This window comes from uncultured Negativicoccus sp., from assembly GCF_902480485.1.
Classification (GTDB): domain Bacteria; phylum Bacillota; class Negativicutes; order Veillonellales; family Negativicoccaceae; genus Negativicoccus; species Negativicoccus succinicivorans.
In genome coordinates, this window is record NZ_CABSTC010000035.1 from 1 (window position 1) to 13896 (window position 13896).

Consider the following 13896-nt stretch of genomic DNA (forward strand, 5'->3'; position numbering starts at 1 on the left):
CCGGGACTTTGGGCCGGGCTATGTGGCATGCGGGCAGGTGGAACTGACCGAACAGCGGCCTCGTACTGAAATAACATCGCCCTGTGCGACAATTTGCGCAGGTCCCTTGGCCCGTTGCCAATTGACTTGTACTTTTTCCGCACTGATGGCGGCTACCATTTTAGCGCGTGACATACCATAACCGGCAGCTCCGATCGCGTCAAGGCGCAAAGAGGCAACCGTCGTACGAACTTCTTTTACTTTTTCTATTTTAGGAACCAGGTCGGTCAACGGAATCTCTCGTGGCGTCACATTGACCATGGCAATTTTTTGCCAATTCTGTAGCAAATACGGCACAATCGCACGATCAACGACTACCTGCGCACATGTCGGCTGCATTAAAACATCGCCGAACACTTCCCGTTCCAATCCCAGCCCCATTAGTGATCCCAGCACATCACGGTGGCCAAGCAGCCGAAAACGCGGATCCCAGCTTGCTTCCACAGCGCTCAAATTCCAATCTATTTTGCCGGCGAATTCCGGTCGAAAAAATGCGATTTTAATACGTTCCGCGCCATGATACCCGCCGTTTTCCTCGACTTCCAAGCCGGGAAAGTGAGCGCGAATCGTGGTCGCGATCTGGCCGGCATACGGACTGACAAAATCACTGACGGCAAGCGGTCGGCGTGTCCGTACCTGATCCGCCAAGTCCAAAAGTCGATTGGCTAATTCTCCATTACCCGATCCGCTAAAATAGCGGCTGATCTTTTCGCGTTCATTCATGCGTCTGCGCCAACTCCCGATCACGCTCATAGCAGGCTACAACGCCCTCGATCAAAGCCGCACGCAAACCGTTTCGTTCCATCGCCTGAATACCCGCAATCGTCGTGCCGCCGGGAGAGGTTACCTGGTCCCGCAAGATCGCCGGATGGGTATTGCTCGTCAATTGCATTTTGGCAGCACCGAACAACGTCTGGGCCGCGGCTTTGATGGCCAGCTTGCGCGGCAAGCCGATTCGTACGCCTGCATCCGCCAGCGCATCCATAATGACGTAGACATACGCGGGACCCGCACCTGCCAGCGCCATCATCGCGGTTAATTCCGCTTCGCTAACGACAACCGTTTCGCCCAACGCGGCAAAAATGGATTCTACCAGTGCGACATCGTCTTTTGCTACATCGTCCGCCGGTGCGATGGAAATCATTCCCGCGGCCACATCGACCGGTGTATTCGGCATCACACGTATGACGGACAGATTCGTTGTACCCCACTCGTGAAGTTTCGCAAGCGTCGTTCCCGCGGCAATCGACACGATGACACCCTGCGATTTCGCCGCCGCAAGTTCCGACAATACTTCTTTCACCTTGTACGGCTTGACCGCGATGATAACTACATCGCAGGCCGCAAGTGTCGACCAATCCGCTTTGTTAACACCGTAGCGTTCCGCCACTTCCTGCGTTTTGACAGGAGTATGCTCCCGCACGTAAACATCATTAGTCGCGACAACTTTGCCGGCTAAAATGCCGCGCAAAATCGCGCCCCCCATGGCGCCTACGCCAATAATTCCCAGTTTTGTCATTGCTGACGACTGCCCCAGGTGGGTGCTACGTCAGCGCTTAAGTTCGGAGTTGTCGTATAGGTATAGTTTTCCGTATCGACTGTCATGTTGTTCGGCACGGCGAGGAAAATGGCATTGCTGACTTGTTCGATATGACCTTCAAGTGCATAAGTAACACCGCTGACGAAGTCAATCAAACGACGGCCGATTTCATCTTCCGTTTTTTCCAAGTTGATGACTACCGGACGATACGATTTCAAATGATCGGCAATTTTTTCAGAGTCACCGAAAGTATACGGTTCTACGACAATCATCCGATACGCTTTCGACTGCTGCACCGGTGTTGCTGCTGCCGGTGTGCGATAGTTCACACGGTCGTCTTCGTATTCTTCATCATCATCCATGTATTCATCATCATACTCGTCATGATTACCCGAAACACTATCCACCATACGATTCCAACTATCTCTCCAGCCCATTGTTCTCCTCCTTATTGTTCACGGCTACCGAAAATCGCGGTGCCGACGCGAACCAGGTTCGCTCCCTCTTCAATCGCCACTTCCATGTCATTACTCATGCCCATGGAAAGGTAGCGTATATCCTCTTCACCATAACGCTGACGCAAATCATCAAACACATTATACGCGACGCGAAAGACCGGGCGCACTTCTTCCGGATTTTCCACGAGCGGTGCCATGCACATCAGCCCGCGCAAACGGATATGAGACGCCCCCTCTACCGCGGCCAATATATCTTCATATTCCGACAATTTGAGTCCGTATTTTTGCGGTTCTTCCGCAATATTGAACTGCAGCAAAATGTCCTGCACTTTATCTATTTTTTCGGCCTGCTTTTGAATCGCCTCTAAGATACGCGCCGAGTCGACGGATTCAATTAAATCAAAATATTGCACGGCTTGTGCGGCTTTGTTTCGTTGCAGATGCCCGATTAAATGCCAGGAAATCGGTGCACCGGTATATTCCGCCTGCTTTTGTACCGCTTCCTGCACACGATTTTCGCCAACAACGGTCACTCCCAAGCGAACGGCCTCTTGCACCGCGGTAACCGGATGAAACTTGGTCACGGCGACCAATTGCACATGATCGACACGTCCCGAGCGAATCCGTGCGTTACGAATCCTTTCACGCACCGCCTCCAAATTCGCGGCGATATCCGTCATCTCATCACCTTCCTCTATTTTATTCCTTACTGTTTCACTTCCTAATATATACGACTATATCACAGATTATTATAGCAACTATTGCCAACAGTGACAAAACAAAAAGAAGAAATCGTAACAATTTCCTCTTTTTTATTGTTTTGAAAACACAGGTCATATCCATCCGCAGATGTCAACTTGCATTTGGCACCAAAAAGCACTTGCGATTGCAAGTGGTTTTTGGTTAGTCGCAAAGCTGCGCCGTCTTCGCCAGCTCCGCATCAATAGTAATTCCCAACGTGTTGGCAGCCGAACGACTGATCAACGGGGCTTGCGCTGCCGGCAACTCAATGGCAAGCGTTTGCGGTTGCGCATTTCCTTTCAGAATTTTAACCGCCATTTTACCGGCACGATAACCGATCTGATAATAATCCACGGAAAGGGCTGCCAGTGCGCCTTCCCGCACATAACTTGCGGCCGCACCGATGACCGGAATGCGGGCGGCGTTCGTCACGTTAATCAACGTCGGTAAGGCAGATGCAATGACGTTGTCCGTCGGTACGTAAATCACATCGACACGACCGCACAATGCCTGTGTGACTTGTGCCAAATCGTTGACATTGCTAACCGTTGCCTCCGTCACACTGAGCCCTTCGGCTTGCGCTGCGGTCACAAAACTTTTCGCCTGTAACTCACTGTTGATTTCGCCGGAATTATAAATGATCCCAACCCGTTTGGCAGTCGGCAATAATCGTTGCAACAATTGTACCTGCTCCGCTTCCGGTGTCCGATCACTTGTCCCGGTGACATTCGTACCCGGCGTTGCATTTGTCTTCACGAGTTTCGCCGATTCATAATCGGAAACGGCTGTCCCGACGATCGGAATCGTCGCCGTTTCGTTCGCCATTGTCTGCGCCGCCGGTGTCGAAATCGCTCCGATCAGATGCACATTTTGGCTGACAAAACGCTGCGCGATCGCTTTCAGATTGGATTGTTCGCCTTGCGCATTTTCCTGCATAATGGTAATCGCTTTAGCGGGGTACGCTTCTTGGAGCGCTGCAACGAAACCGCGATTCGCCTCATCCAGCGACGGATGTTGCGCTATTTGAACAATGCCTACGACCGGATTGTCTGTGCCTTGCACATCCGTCGTTTTGCCGAAAAATTGAGTGCCCACCGCGACTATGCCTACCACTCCCAAAATAACTGCCCAACGTTTACTGCTCCATTGCATTTTTTTCACGCTCCCTCTAAATAAAAACGTCCCTTCGCCAAGAAGGGACGACGGGACGCGGTCGCGGTACCACCCTAATTATCAAACAAAAAAGGATGGCACCCAGGGACGGAAAACTCCGCGGTACCACCCTAATTATCATTTGATCAACTCATGACGCATTAACGACCGTCACGCCGTTCCCGCCTACTTATTTCAGCGGGAAAGCTCCGGAAAGAACTTCGGCGACCAATTCGTACCGTCTTGCACCATCCGCCGGCTCTCTGTGACTCATTGATAGCGTACTTTTTCCCTTCATTGCCATTGACTTGTAAATTTTTCATATTGTAACAAACGAAATTTTATTTGTCAAATGATTTGGTAAATATTTCTTTATATTTGCCGTAACCCGCTTCATCCAGCTGCTCATACGGAATAAATCGTAATGCGGCAGAGTTAATACAATACCGCAAACCGGTCTCTGTCGGCCCGTCAGGAAATACATGTCCTAAATGCCCACCGTTGCTGCGCACTTCCGTACGGGGCATGAACGGGATGCTCGTATCGCGATGTTCGCTGACCGGCGCATCGCCAAGCGTCCGATCAAAGCTCGGCCAGCCGCAGCCGGCGTCAAATTTATCTTCACTCGAAAAAAGCGGCTCTCCGGTGACCACGTCTATGTACAGTCCCGGTGCTTCCTGATCCCAAAATTCATTTTGAAACGGCGGTTCGGTCGCGTTTTCTTGTGTGACACGATACTGCATATCGGTCAGATGCTCCAGTTGGCTCTGCTTTTCTTTCATAGCTCCTCCAAAAAATCACGAATCGCAGGATTTTCCTTCATCGCGGTAAGTTCTGCGTCAGTCGGTAAAGTGACTTTATCGCGCTCCTGATTAACCAGGCATAAAAAGCCGAGCGCTTCGCCGCGGTTCGCGCGAAATTGATGCCATTGCCAAGCAGGAATGGTAATCAGATCACCGAATGACACCGCCTGCACTTCATCCCCCAACAGCGCCGTGCCTTTGCCCCTAAAAATCATTACCCAATGCGTGTGTTGATGGTGCTCGAGTGTGGAATATCCGCCCGGTGCCACCTCAAAGTAGCGCCACTGGCAGGGAATATCTTCGGCACCGTCAAATAATACCTGTCGGGTAACGGAGCGAAACGGACTGTTGTCTTCTTTATATACCAATTGGGAAACATCATCCCAACGGTAATCTTTATGTTTACGAATCATGGTAACCTCCGTACATATTATCGCACAGACCTTTCTTTCTGCAAAATCGAATCCATTCATGCTATAATCAAAAAAGAATGAAAGGATGATCGGATTGGAATTTTTATTGTACCTCTTGCTGGGGGCACTCGTAGCGGCATTTGGAACATTGATCGGTGCCGGCGGCGGCATTATATTTGTCCCGCTTTTTTTATTTATGTTCCCCTGGTCACCGGCAATGATCACCGGTACCTCGCTGGCGATCGTTTTTTGTAATGCGGCCTCAGGTACTGTCGCGTACATGCGGCAAAAGCGTATTCATTACGAGGCCGCTGTGCTGTTTGCCGTTTGCACCTTGCCCGGTGCGATTTTGGGTGCGATCCTCACCGATTACTTTTCGGGCGCATTATTCAAGCTCACCTTCGGCAGTTTTTTAACGCTACTTTCACTTTTTATTCTTTGGCAAAATCGTCGTAAAAAAGCGACTCGCGTTGAGCACACCGACACCCACTTTGCGTATTCGAAGCCGCTTGGTTGTGCCATCAGTTTCGTCGTCGGCTTCATCTCCAGTATTTTCGGGATCGGCGGCGGTGTCATTCATGTGCCGGCTATGATTTATCTGCTGGGATTTCCGACTCATATTGCAACTGCTACCAGTCATTTTGTCCTGGCGGTTTCCGCTTTATTCGGTGTCGCAACGCACGCCGTGGCCGGACATATTCATTGGCCCCTGGCGATTGTCTTCGGTCTGGGTTCGATCGTCGGTGCGCAGATAGGCGCACGCCTCGCCAAGCGTGTTCAAGGACCCATCATTATTAACTTGCTGGCTCTGGCTTTACTCTTGCTGGGCTTGCGGTTAGTATTGTTAGTATAATGATATAAATCTTTACGAGAAAGGATGTAAGCAATGGAAACTTATTCACGTAAAACTCCGGTTTGGAATCGATTCAACCAAACGCAACAAAAAGCCTGCTATAAATATGCGGAGGAGTACAAGAAATTTTTGGATGCGGCGCGCACGGAACGCCTGGCCAATAAAGAAATTATTCGTCAGGCAAAAGCGGCGGGGTACCGACCGCTGTCTTCTTTCAGCGAATTGCACGCGGGCGACAAAGTGTACTTGGATCACAAGGGCAAAGCTGTCATCATGGCGGTTATCGGCCGCGACGACATGCGTCAAGGTCTGAAATTGATCGGCTCTCATATCGACTCACCTCGTCTCGATTTAAAGGCGAACCCGCTCGATGAAAAAGACGGCTTGGTATTTCTCCGCACGCATTACTACGGCGGTATCAAAAAATACCAATGGGTCTGCATGCCGCTTGCTCTCGTCGGTGTGATCGCCAAAACCGACGGCAGTCTGATCAACGTGGAAATGGGTCTGGATGCGGCGGATCCGGTATTGTACATCACCGATATTTTGCCGCACCTGGGACAGACACAGGCGCAGAAAAAGCTCAACGAAGCCATCACCGGCGAGATGCTGTTACCGGTAATCGGCGGTCACGGTGAAGGCAAGAAATCCGCCAAGGAAATGGTGCTGAAAATTTTCGGCGACAAGTACGGCATTACGGAAGAAGATTTCGCCAGTGCAGAGCTGGAGGTTATTCCGGCACAGGGTGCGCGCGACGTCGGCATCGATCGCGCGTTTGTCATGGCGCACGGTCAGGACGATCGCGTCTGCTCCTACGGCAATCTCGCCGCCATTCTCGCCGCGAAACCGAGCACCAAAACGCAAGTCGCGTTATTTACCGATAAGGAAGAAATAGGTTCATATGGCAACACGGGGGTCAACTCTTCCTACGTCACCGACTTCATTATGGATCTGCTGGAATTGCAAGGTGACGGCAGCCATCGAGCCCTGCGCGATACATTGCGGCATACGGAAATTCTTTCCGCCGATGTGACCGCATCTTTCGATCCCACTTTTGCCGATGTAATGGAGAAAAACAATTCTTCATTGACGGGCTTCGGAATCGTTTTAACTAAATATACCGGCGCGCGCGGTAAATCCGGCAGCAATGATGCCAATGCGGAATTTCTCGGCAAAGTTCGCGGCATTTTCAATGAAAATAATGTGCCTTGGCAGATTGGTGAACTCGGTAAAGTCGATCAAGGCGGCGGTGGCACCATCGCTTTGTACCTGGCGGCCTGGGGTTGCGAGGTAGTCGATTGCGGCGTGACGATGCTCAGCATGCACGCGCCGCTGGAGCTCGTTGAAAAAACGGATGCCTATTGCGCTTACCTTGCGTATAAAGCGTTCTTTGAAAGCAACTGAATGAAATAAAAAAGAACCTCCTCGGAGGTTCTTTTTTTATAAAATTATCTGTCGACTGTGTCGAAAATGCCGAGCGAAAGATACCGTTCACCCGTATCCGGCAATAAAGCAACAATACGCTTGCCGGCAAATTCCGGACGCTGCGCCAAGGCCGTTGCTGCTGCCAACGCGGCACCGGAAGATACCCCGACCAGAATTCCTTCTTCACGTGCCAGTGCCTGCGTGGCCGCAATCGCGTCTTCATTCGTTACTGTGAGCACTTCATCATACACGGCTTGGTCCAAAACTTTCGGGATAAAGTTGGCGCCTATGCCCTGAATTTTGTGACTGCCGGCTTTGCCTTCCGTGAGCAACGGAGAAGTCGACGGTTCCACCGCAAAAATTTTCACATCGGCATCCTTTTCTTTCAAGAAGCGTCCGACACCTGTCACCGTGCCGCCCGTACCGACGCCGGCAACAAAAGCACCGACATGACCGTCGGTATCTTCCCAGATTTCTCGTGCGGTAGTCGCCTCATGCATCGCCGGATTCGCCGCATTTTCAAATTGTTGTGGGATGAATACGTTCCCCAATTCTTTTTTCAGCTCGTTGGCTTTATCCACCGTTCCCTGCATTCCCTGCGCGCCCGGTGTCAATACAATCTCAGCGCCGTACGCCTGAGCCAGTTGGCGACGTTCGACGCTCATCGTTTCCGGCATAACCAAAATCACACGGTAGCCTTTGACGGCGCCGGCAAACGCTAAGCCGACGCCCGTATTACCGCTCGTGGGTTCCACAATGGTCATCCCCGGAACAAGCGAACCGTCTTTTTCCGCTTCGTCAATCATCGCCAGCGCCACGCGATCTTTTACCGATCCGGCCGGATTTTGTCGTTCCAATTTTACGACAATCTGCGCCGCAAGATTACGTTTAGCCGACCATTTTTTCAATTCGACTAAAGGAGTTTTGCCCACAAGATCTAAAATCGATGTAGCAATTTTCATTCTAAAACCTCTTCCCATGTATGTCATTGTACAGATAATGTACTATTCCGTTTTTTGTAAATACACAAAGCCGCCGCCCAGCATGGTTTCTTTCGCCCATTCCGCCGGCGCAAAACTTTTTTTGATGCCTTCGTCATAAACATCGGCAATGGCGGGCGACCGATCGGTATCCAAACGCACAATCGGCCCCCAATGCCACGAATCAATTGTCTCTTGGTTACCGCGATGGCGGTTCAAAAAAGCAACCGGTGAATCACAGGCCAAGCCTGCCTTGATAAAATTCAACACTTCTTCGCTCGAAGGACGAAAACGAGGGACTACCGACACCGTGAGCATCCGGGCATGATAATTTTGCATTCCCGCTTCCCGAAAAAACATTTCCAAACCGTCACGTAACCAACGCGTTTTAAAAAGTCCGCCTTGGCGCGGTGTCACATAATCCCAAATCCGATTCATTTGCGTTAACACCGCATTCGTAGTCTGCAAATCCTTCCAAATGCCATCCCGATGCAAACAGTACGCCGCTAAATATGTCGCGGTGGTCGGACCGCAACCGGCGCGTTGGCGCCATTCATCCTGATACCAATCTTGTGAATACCCGTACCAAATCCGACCATTGATTTTAAAATCGAGCTGGTCGGGTTTTTGTAACGAATATATGGACATCTGTTTTCCTTCTTACTCTTCCACGATCCGGATTGATTCCATCCGGTCGCCCTGTAAAATCGAATCTACAGTATCCATACCGTCCGTTACCTGACCAAACACGGTGTGCACGCCGTTCAAGTGCGGCTGCGGTTCAAAGCAAATGAAGAATTGGCTGCCACCCGTATCTTTGCCGCGATGCGCCATCGATACGGCCCCGCGCGTATGCTTATGGGGGTTATTTTCGGTTTCACAAGGAATGGTGTAGCCCGGACCGCCGGTACCGTTACCGTTCGGACACCCCGTCTGGGCGACGAAACCCGGAATCACGCGATGAAAAATCAAGCCGTCATAAAATCCTTCGCCGGCCAGTTTCGCGAAATTTTTCACCGTGCCCGGCGCTTCTTTCGGAAACAGTTCAATCGTAACTTCCGCTTTATTTTCAAGAGTAATAATAGCTTTCATAGCAACTCCTCTTCTTTCTGTGCAATGGCACGAATCACGAGCCCCGCCAGTATCATTCCGCCCACCGGCGGCACAAAGGAAACGGAGCCCGGAACCTGTTCCGCTCCTTCGGGATACTGCGGCGCAATCGGTTTCTCTTTAGAATATACGCAGGTCAATTTTGCTACGCCTGCCTGTTTTAATTCCCGACGCATTACGCGTGCCAGGCGGCACACGGAGGTGGCATAAATATCCGCCACTTCAATTTGCTCGGGATGTAATTTATTACCTAAGCCCATCGCCGCAACGATAGGTATATGTAATGCTTGCGCTTCGCGGGCAAGGCCCACTTTCGCCGTCACTGTATCGATCGCATCGATTACATAATCAACATGCAATGTTGCCAGATACGATTCCTCCCGGGGCAAGTAAAACTCTTCACGAATTTCCACTTGACACGCCGGGTTGATATCTTTGACACGTGCCGCCATCACCTGCGCTTTTGATGCCCCCAGTGTCGACACTAAAGCCGGTAATTGTCGGTTGCGATTGCTGGCCGTGACGCGGTCGGGATCAATCAACACCAGGCGACCGATGCCGGCCCGCGCCAGTGCTTCCACCGCATATGAACCGACACCCCCGATGCCGAACACAGCCACCGCGGCGCGGGCCAACCGATCGACGCCGTCAGTCCCCAGTAAGTATGAAGTGCGTTGTGTAAATTCTTCCATCAGTCTTTCGCCGGCACGATTTCCAGCCAATAGTGGTCCGGATCTTCGATAAAATAAATACCCATTTTAGGATTCTCATAGCAGATACAGCCCATCGCTTTATGCTTGGCATGAGCGGCTTCATAATCTTCCGTCACGAACGCCAAATGGAATTCGTTGTCGCCCAAGTTGTACGGTTCTTTCCGGTCGCGTAACCAAGTAAGCTCCAGCTTATGGTCCGTCTGATGATCTCCCAAATAGACGATGATAAAGCTGTCATCATCCGCTATTTTACGGCGAACCTCGGTAAGTCCCAGCGCTTCTTCATAAAAGGCAAGACTTTTTTCCAAGTCCAAAACATTTAAGTTATTGTGGTCAAATCGAAACGACATCGACATCGCTCCTTTGCTGAAATCGTTATTCGAACATTTTCGATATACTTATTGTAACAAAATTTCTTATACTCTGCAATTATCCTAACACCCAATGGGCCCGACTTCCTGTTTCCGTCTTTTCGATTTCCAAACGCGTATCAATACGCTGACGCAATTCTTCCACATGACTGATAATGCCGACAAGTCGACCTCCCTCACGTAAATCCGTCAAAATACGAATCGCTTCGTTTAACGCGTCCGCATCCAATGTCCCGAAACCTTCATCGACAAACACGGTATCCAAACGCAATCCCCCGGCATAGGCCTGCGCCGTATCGGCAAGCCCCAACGCTAACGCGAGTGACGCTTGAAAAGTTTCGCCACCCGAAAGCGTATTGGCGGGCCGGCGATCTCCGGTCCAAAAATCGTTGACTTCCAAATCCAACCCCGCCGCGCGACGTTGATCGGTCGCCGCTTGCGCACGCACAAGCTGATACCGTCGGTGACTCATTTTTTCCAAGCGTACGTTGGCGGCCATGATGACATCGTCAAGCAACGTCTGTAAAACGTAGCGCTGAAAACTCAAGCGACCCTGCTCGCCGGTAACGCTGCTGCCATTGGCCAATTCGGATAAACGACCCACGACAGCCTGTTGCTGATCGAGTTTTGCAAATATCTGCGCGTATTCCTTCATTTTTTGCGCGGCGTCCGCCAATCGTTTGGCTTTTATGCCGAGCATCGTCGTCCGCTCCACCGCCGCTTTATGTTCCTTTTCGGCTTGGCTGACGGCCGCCATGACTTTTGCCAAGTCGGGCACCGCCATGCCGTCCAGTTCTTTTTTTATTTCCTCCAAACGGGTTTTGTTAGCGATGCAATCCGCTTGATATTTTTGAATTTCTTGCCGACGCTCGGTAATGGAGGGCCCCTGCGCAATTGCCGCGGCCAGCAGCGTCATATCGGTAAAGCCCGATGCTTTGGCGCGCTCGAGCAATGCGTCGCGCTTCTTTTTATAGTTATGACGGCATTCTTCCAATAGTCTTGTTGCTTCTTCGTATTTATGACGAAGATCTTGCTCTTTTTTTTGAACCTCTTTCGCCGTTTCTGAAAACGCTTTTTCGCGCCGTTCATAGTTTTCTATTTTCTCTTGCAACCGCACAACCTGCGCCTTTAGCGACTCCGCATTTGTGAACTGTGGCGGAATCTGTCGTTGCGCTTCCTCACGTTTGGTCGTTACCACCGTTACTGCCGATTCGATTTCCGCAAGTTCTTCATTGATTTTTTGCAGTGTTTCGTTCGCTTTTTTCTCCTGCCCCTGTTGCTCGGTCAACTGCACTTTAACGCGTTCAAATTCCGCTTGCGCAGACATTGCCTCTTGATGCTTCGCCTGCAATTCGGTCTCCTGCTCTATAAGTTGTGTATCGGTAAGCGATACCAACAAAGCATCTGCCGCGTTCAACTCCTGTGCCAACAGGGATTCACGTTCCGTCAGCTGGCTCAAAAGCTGTTGCGTTGCCGCTAATTTTTCCTGCGCCAGCTTTTCTTCTTCCTGCGCCTCTTGCCACGTTGCTTCATCCGGCATCTCCTCATCGGCTACCGCCGGTCGCGGATGATGCAGGGAGCCGCATACCGGGCAGGGAGTGCCCGCTGTAAGCTCTGCGCCTAACCATGCCGCCCAGTTTTTTTCGCGCAGATCAGCCAAGTGCTCCCGTTTCTGGACAGCGTTTTGCAAAGCGGTTTGCTGCAAAGCAAGCGTGTTTTTCACGGTTTCAATATCCGCGCTGACCGCGTGATGGTCTTGCTGCCGTTTCCGATACGCTTGGTATTCCTTTTGTTGTCGCCGCTGTGACGCCAATTTTCCTTCCCAAATCGGTGTTTTCTCTGCCAGCTCACGAAGCGCATTCCCTTGCTCAGAAAGATCCGTGATGTTTTTCGTGATCCGCTCCGTTTCCGCCTGCGCCGTTTTTTGCCGCGCTTCCGCCGCCGCGAGTTTCTTTTGATTCTCTTCTTCTTGCCGTGTCAATTGCGCTACTTCATCAAACCAACCGATGACTCTCGTTAACCGCTCTTGCTCCAGTTTATATTCACTTTGCGCGGAACGTTCCGCATTTAAAAATTCTTCTTCTTTTCCCCAGTAAAGAGCCTTCTCTTGCAGTTGTTTTAATTCCGGTTCCCACTCGATTTGCTGCTGACGATATCGGGATCCCTTCGTTTGTTCATCGGTGAGCGCCTGCATACTGTCGGCCATCGTCTCTGCTTTTTGCCAACGCTCCAGTTCTGCGGTCTTTTCTTGCATCATTTCGGACTCGTCGGCAAGTTTTTTCTGCACAGCGAGCGCGGTTTTTTCTTTGCTTTTAAGGTCTTGCCATGTCTGCGCTGCTTGCGCCAACTGCTGTGCTTCTTGGCGAGCTTTTGCCAAGACGAGCTCCGCGTCTTTCGCTTCGTTCAATTCCGCTTGGGTTGTTTGTATGGCAGATTGCAATTCTTCTTCTGTGGTAACATTTTCCGCCCCCAAATCGCGTTCCCGATCGCGCTTCGCCTCTTCAAAAGAGGACGCGAGCGCCTGAGCGCGCTCTTTCAATAACGACGCTACGCGGGCGGCGATTTCCGTCGCAAAAAGTTTGGCCAAAATCTGCTCTCGTTCCGCCGAGCTCGCCAATAAAAGTTGACGAAAATTCCCCTGCGGCAAAAGCACGACCTGACGGAACTGATCGACATCAAAACCGATCAGGTCCAAAATTTTGCCTTGCACATTGCGATCGCCCATCGATTCCAATTCCTTGCCGTCACCTGCGATCTTGACAAATTCCACTTTGGCCGGGCGCTCCGTTGTTCCCGTACCCCTTTGTTTGGTCAGGCGTTGCGCCGGCTCACGCACAACACGATAGCAGGTATCACCGAGTGCAAAATCAAGTTCCACCCGTGTCGGTAACGATGTCGGTGCGTACGCACTGCGCATATTACGCGCGTCACGTTCGCTGCTGGTTTTTCCGTAAAGCGCAAAACAAATCGCGTCGAAAATCGTCGTCTTGCCCGCACCGGTCGGTCCGTGCACCAAAAAGAACTGCCGTTCACCGAGGCGAGTAAAATCAATTGTTTGCGCCGCCACATAGGGGCCGAACGCCTGCATCATCAAACGTAACGGTCTCATGACTCCGCCTCCTGCCATACTTCGGCCATAATCTGTGCCTCGGTTTCATCGAGCGGTCGACCGCCGACATCCTCGACAAATTGCGCAAACATATCCGTATAGGTTAACCGACGAATGTCCGCTGTGGTGCGCTCCCCCTGCTGCGCTTTGAGGCCGATCGGTTCCAGGGCCAGCACGTTCGGAAATTTT

Annotated in this window: 15 protein-coding genes, 1 pseudogene and 1 other annotated feature; of the genes and pseudogenes, 2 read left to right on the forward strand and 14 right to left on the reverse strand. The window is 51.2% G+C overall.

Features of this window, described 5'->3' with window-relative positions:
• Positions 1-18: 18 nt before the first annotated feature.
• From RDN69_RS04030 to RDN69_RS04060, 7 genes and pseudogenes are all read right to left on the reverse strand, one after another.
• Positions 19-762 carry an RNA-binding protein gene (locus tag RDN69_RS04030; protein WP_288218279.1) on the reverse strand — a complete coding sequence of 248 codons (744 nt, stop codon included), beginning with the start codon at positions 760-762 and terminating at the stop codon, positions 19-21.
• The gene (gene proC / locus RDN69_RS04035) at positions 755-1558 is read right to left on the reverse strand and encodes a pyrroline-5-carboxylate reductase (RefSeq protein ID WP_273259868.1); all 804 of its coding nucleotides are present in this window, start codon (positions 1556-1558) and stop codon (positions 755-757) included. The genes RDN69_RS04030 and proC overlap by 8 nt, the downstream gene beginning before the upstream one ends.
• On the reverse strand, positions 1555-2016 hold the full coding sequence (locus tag RDN69_RS04040) for a cell division protein SepF (RefSeq protein ID WP_024049194.1): 462 nt from the start codon (positions 2014-2016) through the stop codon (positions 1555-1557). The genes proC and RDN69_RS04040 overlap by 4 nt, the downstream gene beginning before the upstream one ends.
• An 11-nt stretch (positions 2017-2027) precedes the next feature.
• Positions 2028-2717 (reverse strand): YggS family pyridoxal phosphate-dependent enzyme, encoded by a 690-nt coding sequence (locus RDN69_RS04045; protein WP_024049193.1) that lies wholly within the window; start codon positions 2715-2717, stop codon positions 2028-2030.
• 223 nt (positions 2718-2940) lie between these two features.
• Positions 2941-3930: an ABC transporter substrate-binding protein gene (locus RDN69_RS04050; RefSeq protein WP_273259873.1), complete on the reverse strand. Its 990-nt coding sequence runs from the start codon at positions 3928-3930 to the stop codon at positions 2941-2943.
• A gap of 40 nt (positions 3931-3970) precedes the next feature.
• Positions 3971-4237: a binding site (T-box leader), on the reverse strand.
• Positions 4238-4271: 34 nt separating this feature from the next.
• Positions 4272-4688 (reverse strand): annotated as a pseudogene (gene msrB, locus RDN69_RS04055) (peptide-methionine (R)-S-oxide reductase MsrB); the annotation flags it as partial.
• Positions 4689-4708: 20 nt separating this feature from the next.
• Positions 4709-5146 carry a cupin domain-containing protein gene (locus RDN69_RS04060; protein WP_024049190.1) on the reverse strand — a complete coding sequence of 146 codons (438 nt, stop codon included), beginning with the start codon at positions 5144-5146 and terminating at the stop codon, positions 4709-4711.
• 85 nt (positions 5147-5231) lie between these two features.
• Between RDN69_RS04060 and RDN69_RS04065 the strand changes: the two genes are divergently transcribed.
• On the forward strand, positions 5232-5999 hold the full coding sequence (locus RDN69_RS04065) for a sulfite exporter TauE/SafE family protein (RefSeq protein ID WP_184327572.1): 768 nt from the start codon (positions 5232-5234) through the stop codon (positions 5997-5999).
• Between the two features lie 33 nt (positions 6000-6032).
• Complete coding sequence (locus tag RDN69_RS04070; protein WP_024049188.1) at positions 6033-7403, forward strand: aminopeptidase; 1371 nt, start codon at positions 6033-6035, stop codon at positions 7401-7403.
• Between the two features lie 44 nt (positions 7404-7447).
• Here the strand turns inward: RDN69_RS04070 and cysK are convergent, their stop codons facing one another.
• From cysK to RDN69_RS04105, 7 genes are all read right to left on the reverse strand, one after another.
• Positions 7448-8386, reverse strand: coding sequence for a cysteine synthase A (cysK, locus tag RDN69_RS04075; protein WP_273259880.1), 939 nt, complete (start codon positions 8384-8386; stop codon positions 7448-7450).
• A gap of 42 nt (positions 8387-8428) precedes the next feature.
• Positions 8429-9052, reverse strand: coding sequence for a hypothetical protein (locus RDN69_RS04080; RefSeq protein ID WP_024049186.1), 624 nt, complete (start codon positions 9050-9052; stop codon positions 8429-8431).
• 12 nt (positions 9053-9064) lie between these two features.
• Positions 9065-9496 (reverse strand): peptidylprolyl isomerase, encoded by a 432-nt coding sequence (locus RDN69_RS04085; RefSeq protein ID WP_024049185.1) that lies wholly within the window; start codon positions 9494-9496, stop codon positions 9065-9067.
• Complete coding sequence (locus RDN69_RS04090) at positions 9493-10206, reverse strand: ThiF family adenylyltransferase (RefSeq protein WP_024049184.1); 714 nt, start codon at positions 10204-10206, stop codon at positions 9493-9495. Before RDN69_RS04090 ends, RDN69_RS04085 begins: the two co-directional genes overlap by 4 nt.
• Positions 10206-10577, reverse strand: a complete 372-nt coding sequence (locus RDN69_RS04095) for a VOC family protein (protein WP_024049183.1) — start codon at positions 10575-10577, stop codon at positions 10206-10208. Before RDN69_RS04095 ends, RDN69_RS04090 begins: the two co-directional genes overlap by 1 nt.
• 79 nt (positions 10578-10656) lie before the next feature.
• Positions 10657-13707, reverse strand: coding sequence for an SMC family ATPase (locus tag RDN69_RS04100; protein ID WP_273259883.1), 3051 nt, complete (start codon positions 13705-13707; stop codon positions 10657-10659).
• A partial coding sequence (locus RDN69_RS04105) for a hypothetical protein (protein WP_288218280.1) occupies positions 13704-13896 on the reverse strand: 193 nt, incomplete at its 5' end. The genes RDN69_RS04105 and RDN69_RS04100, both read right to left, overlap by 4 nt.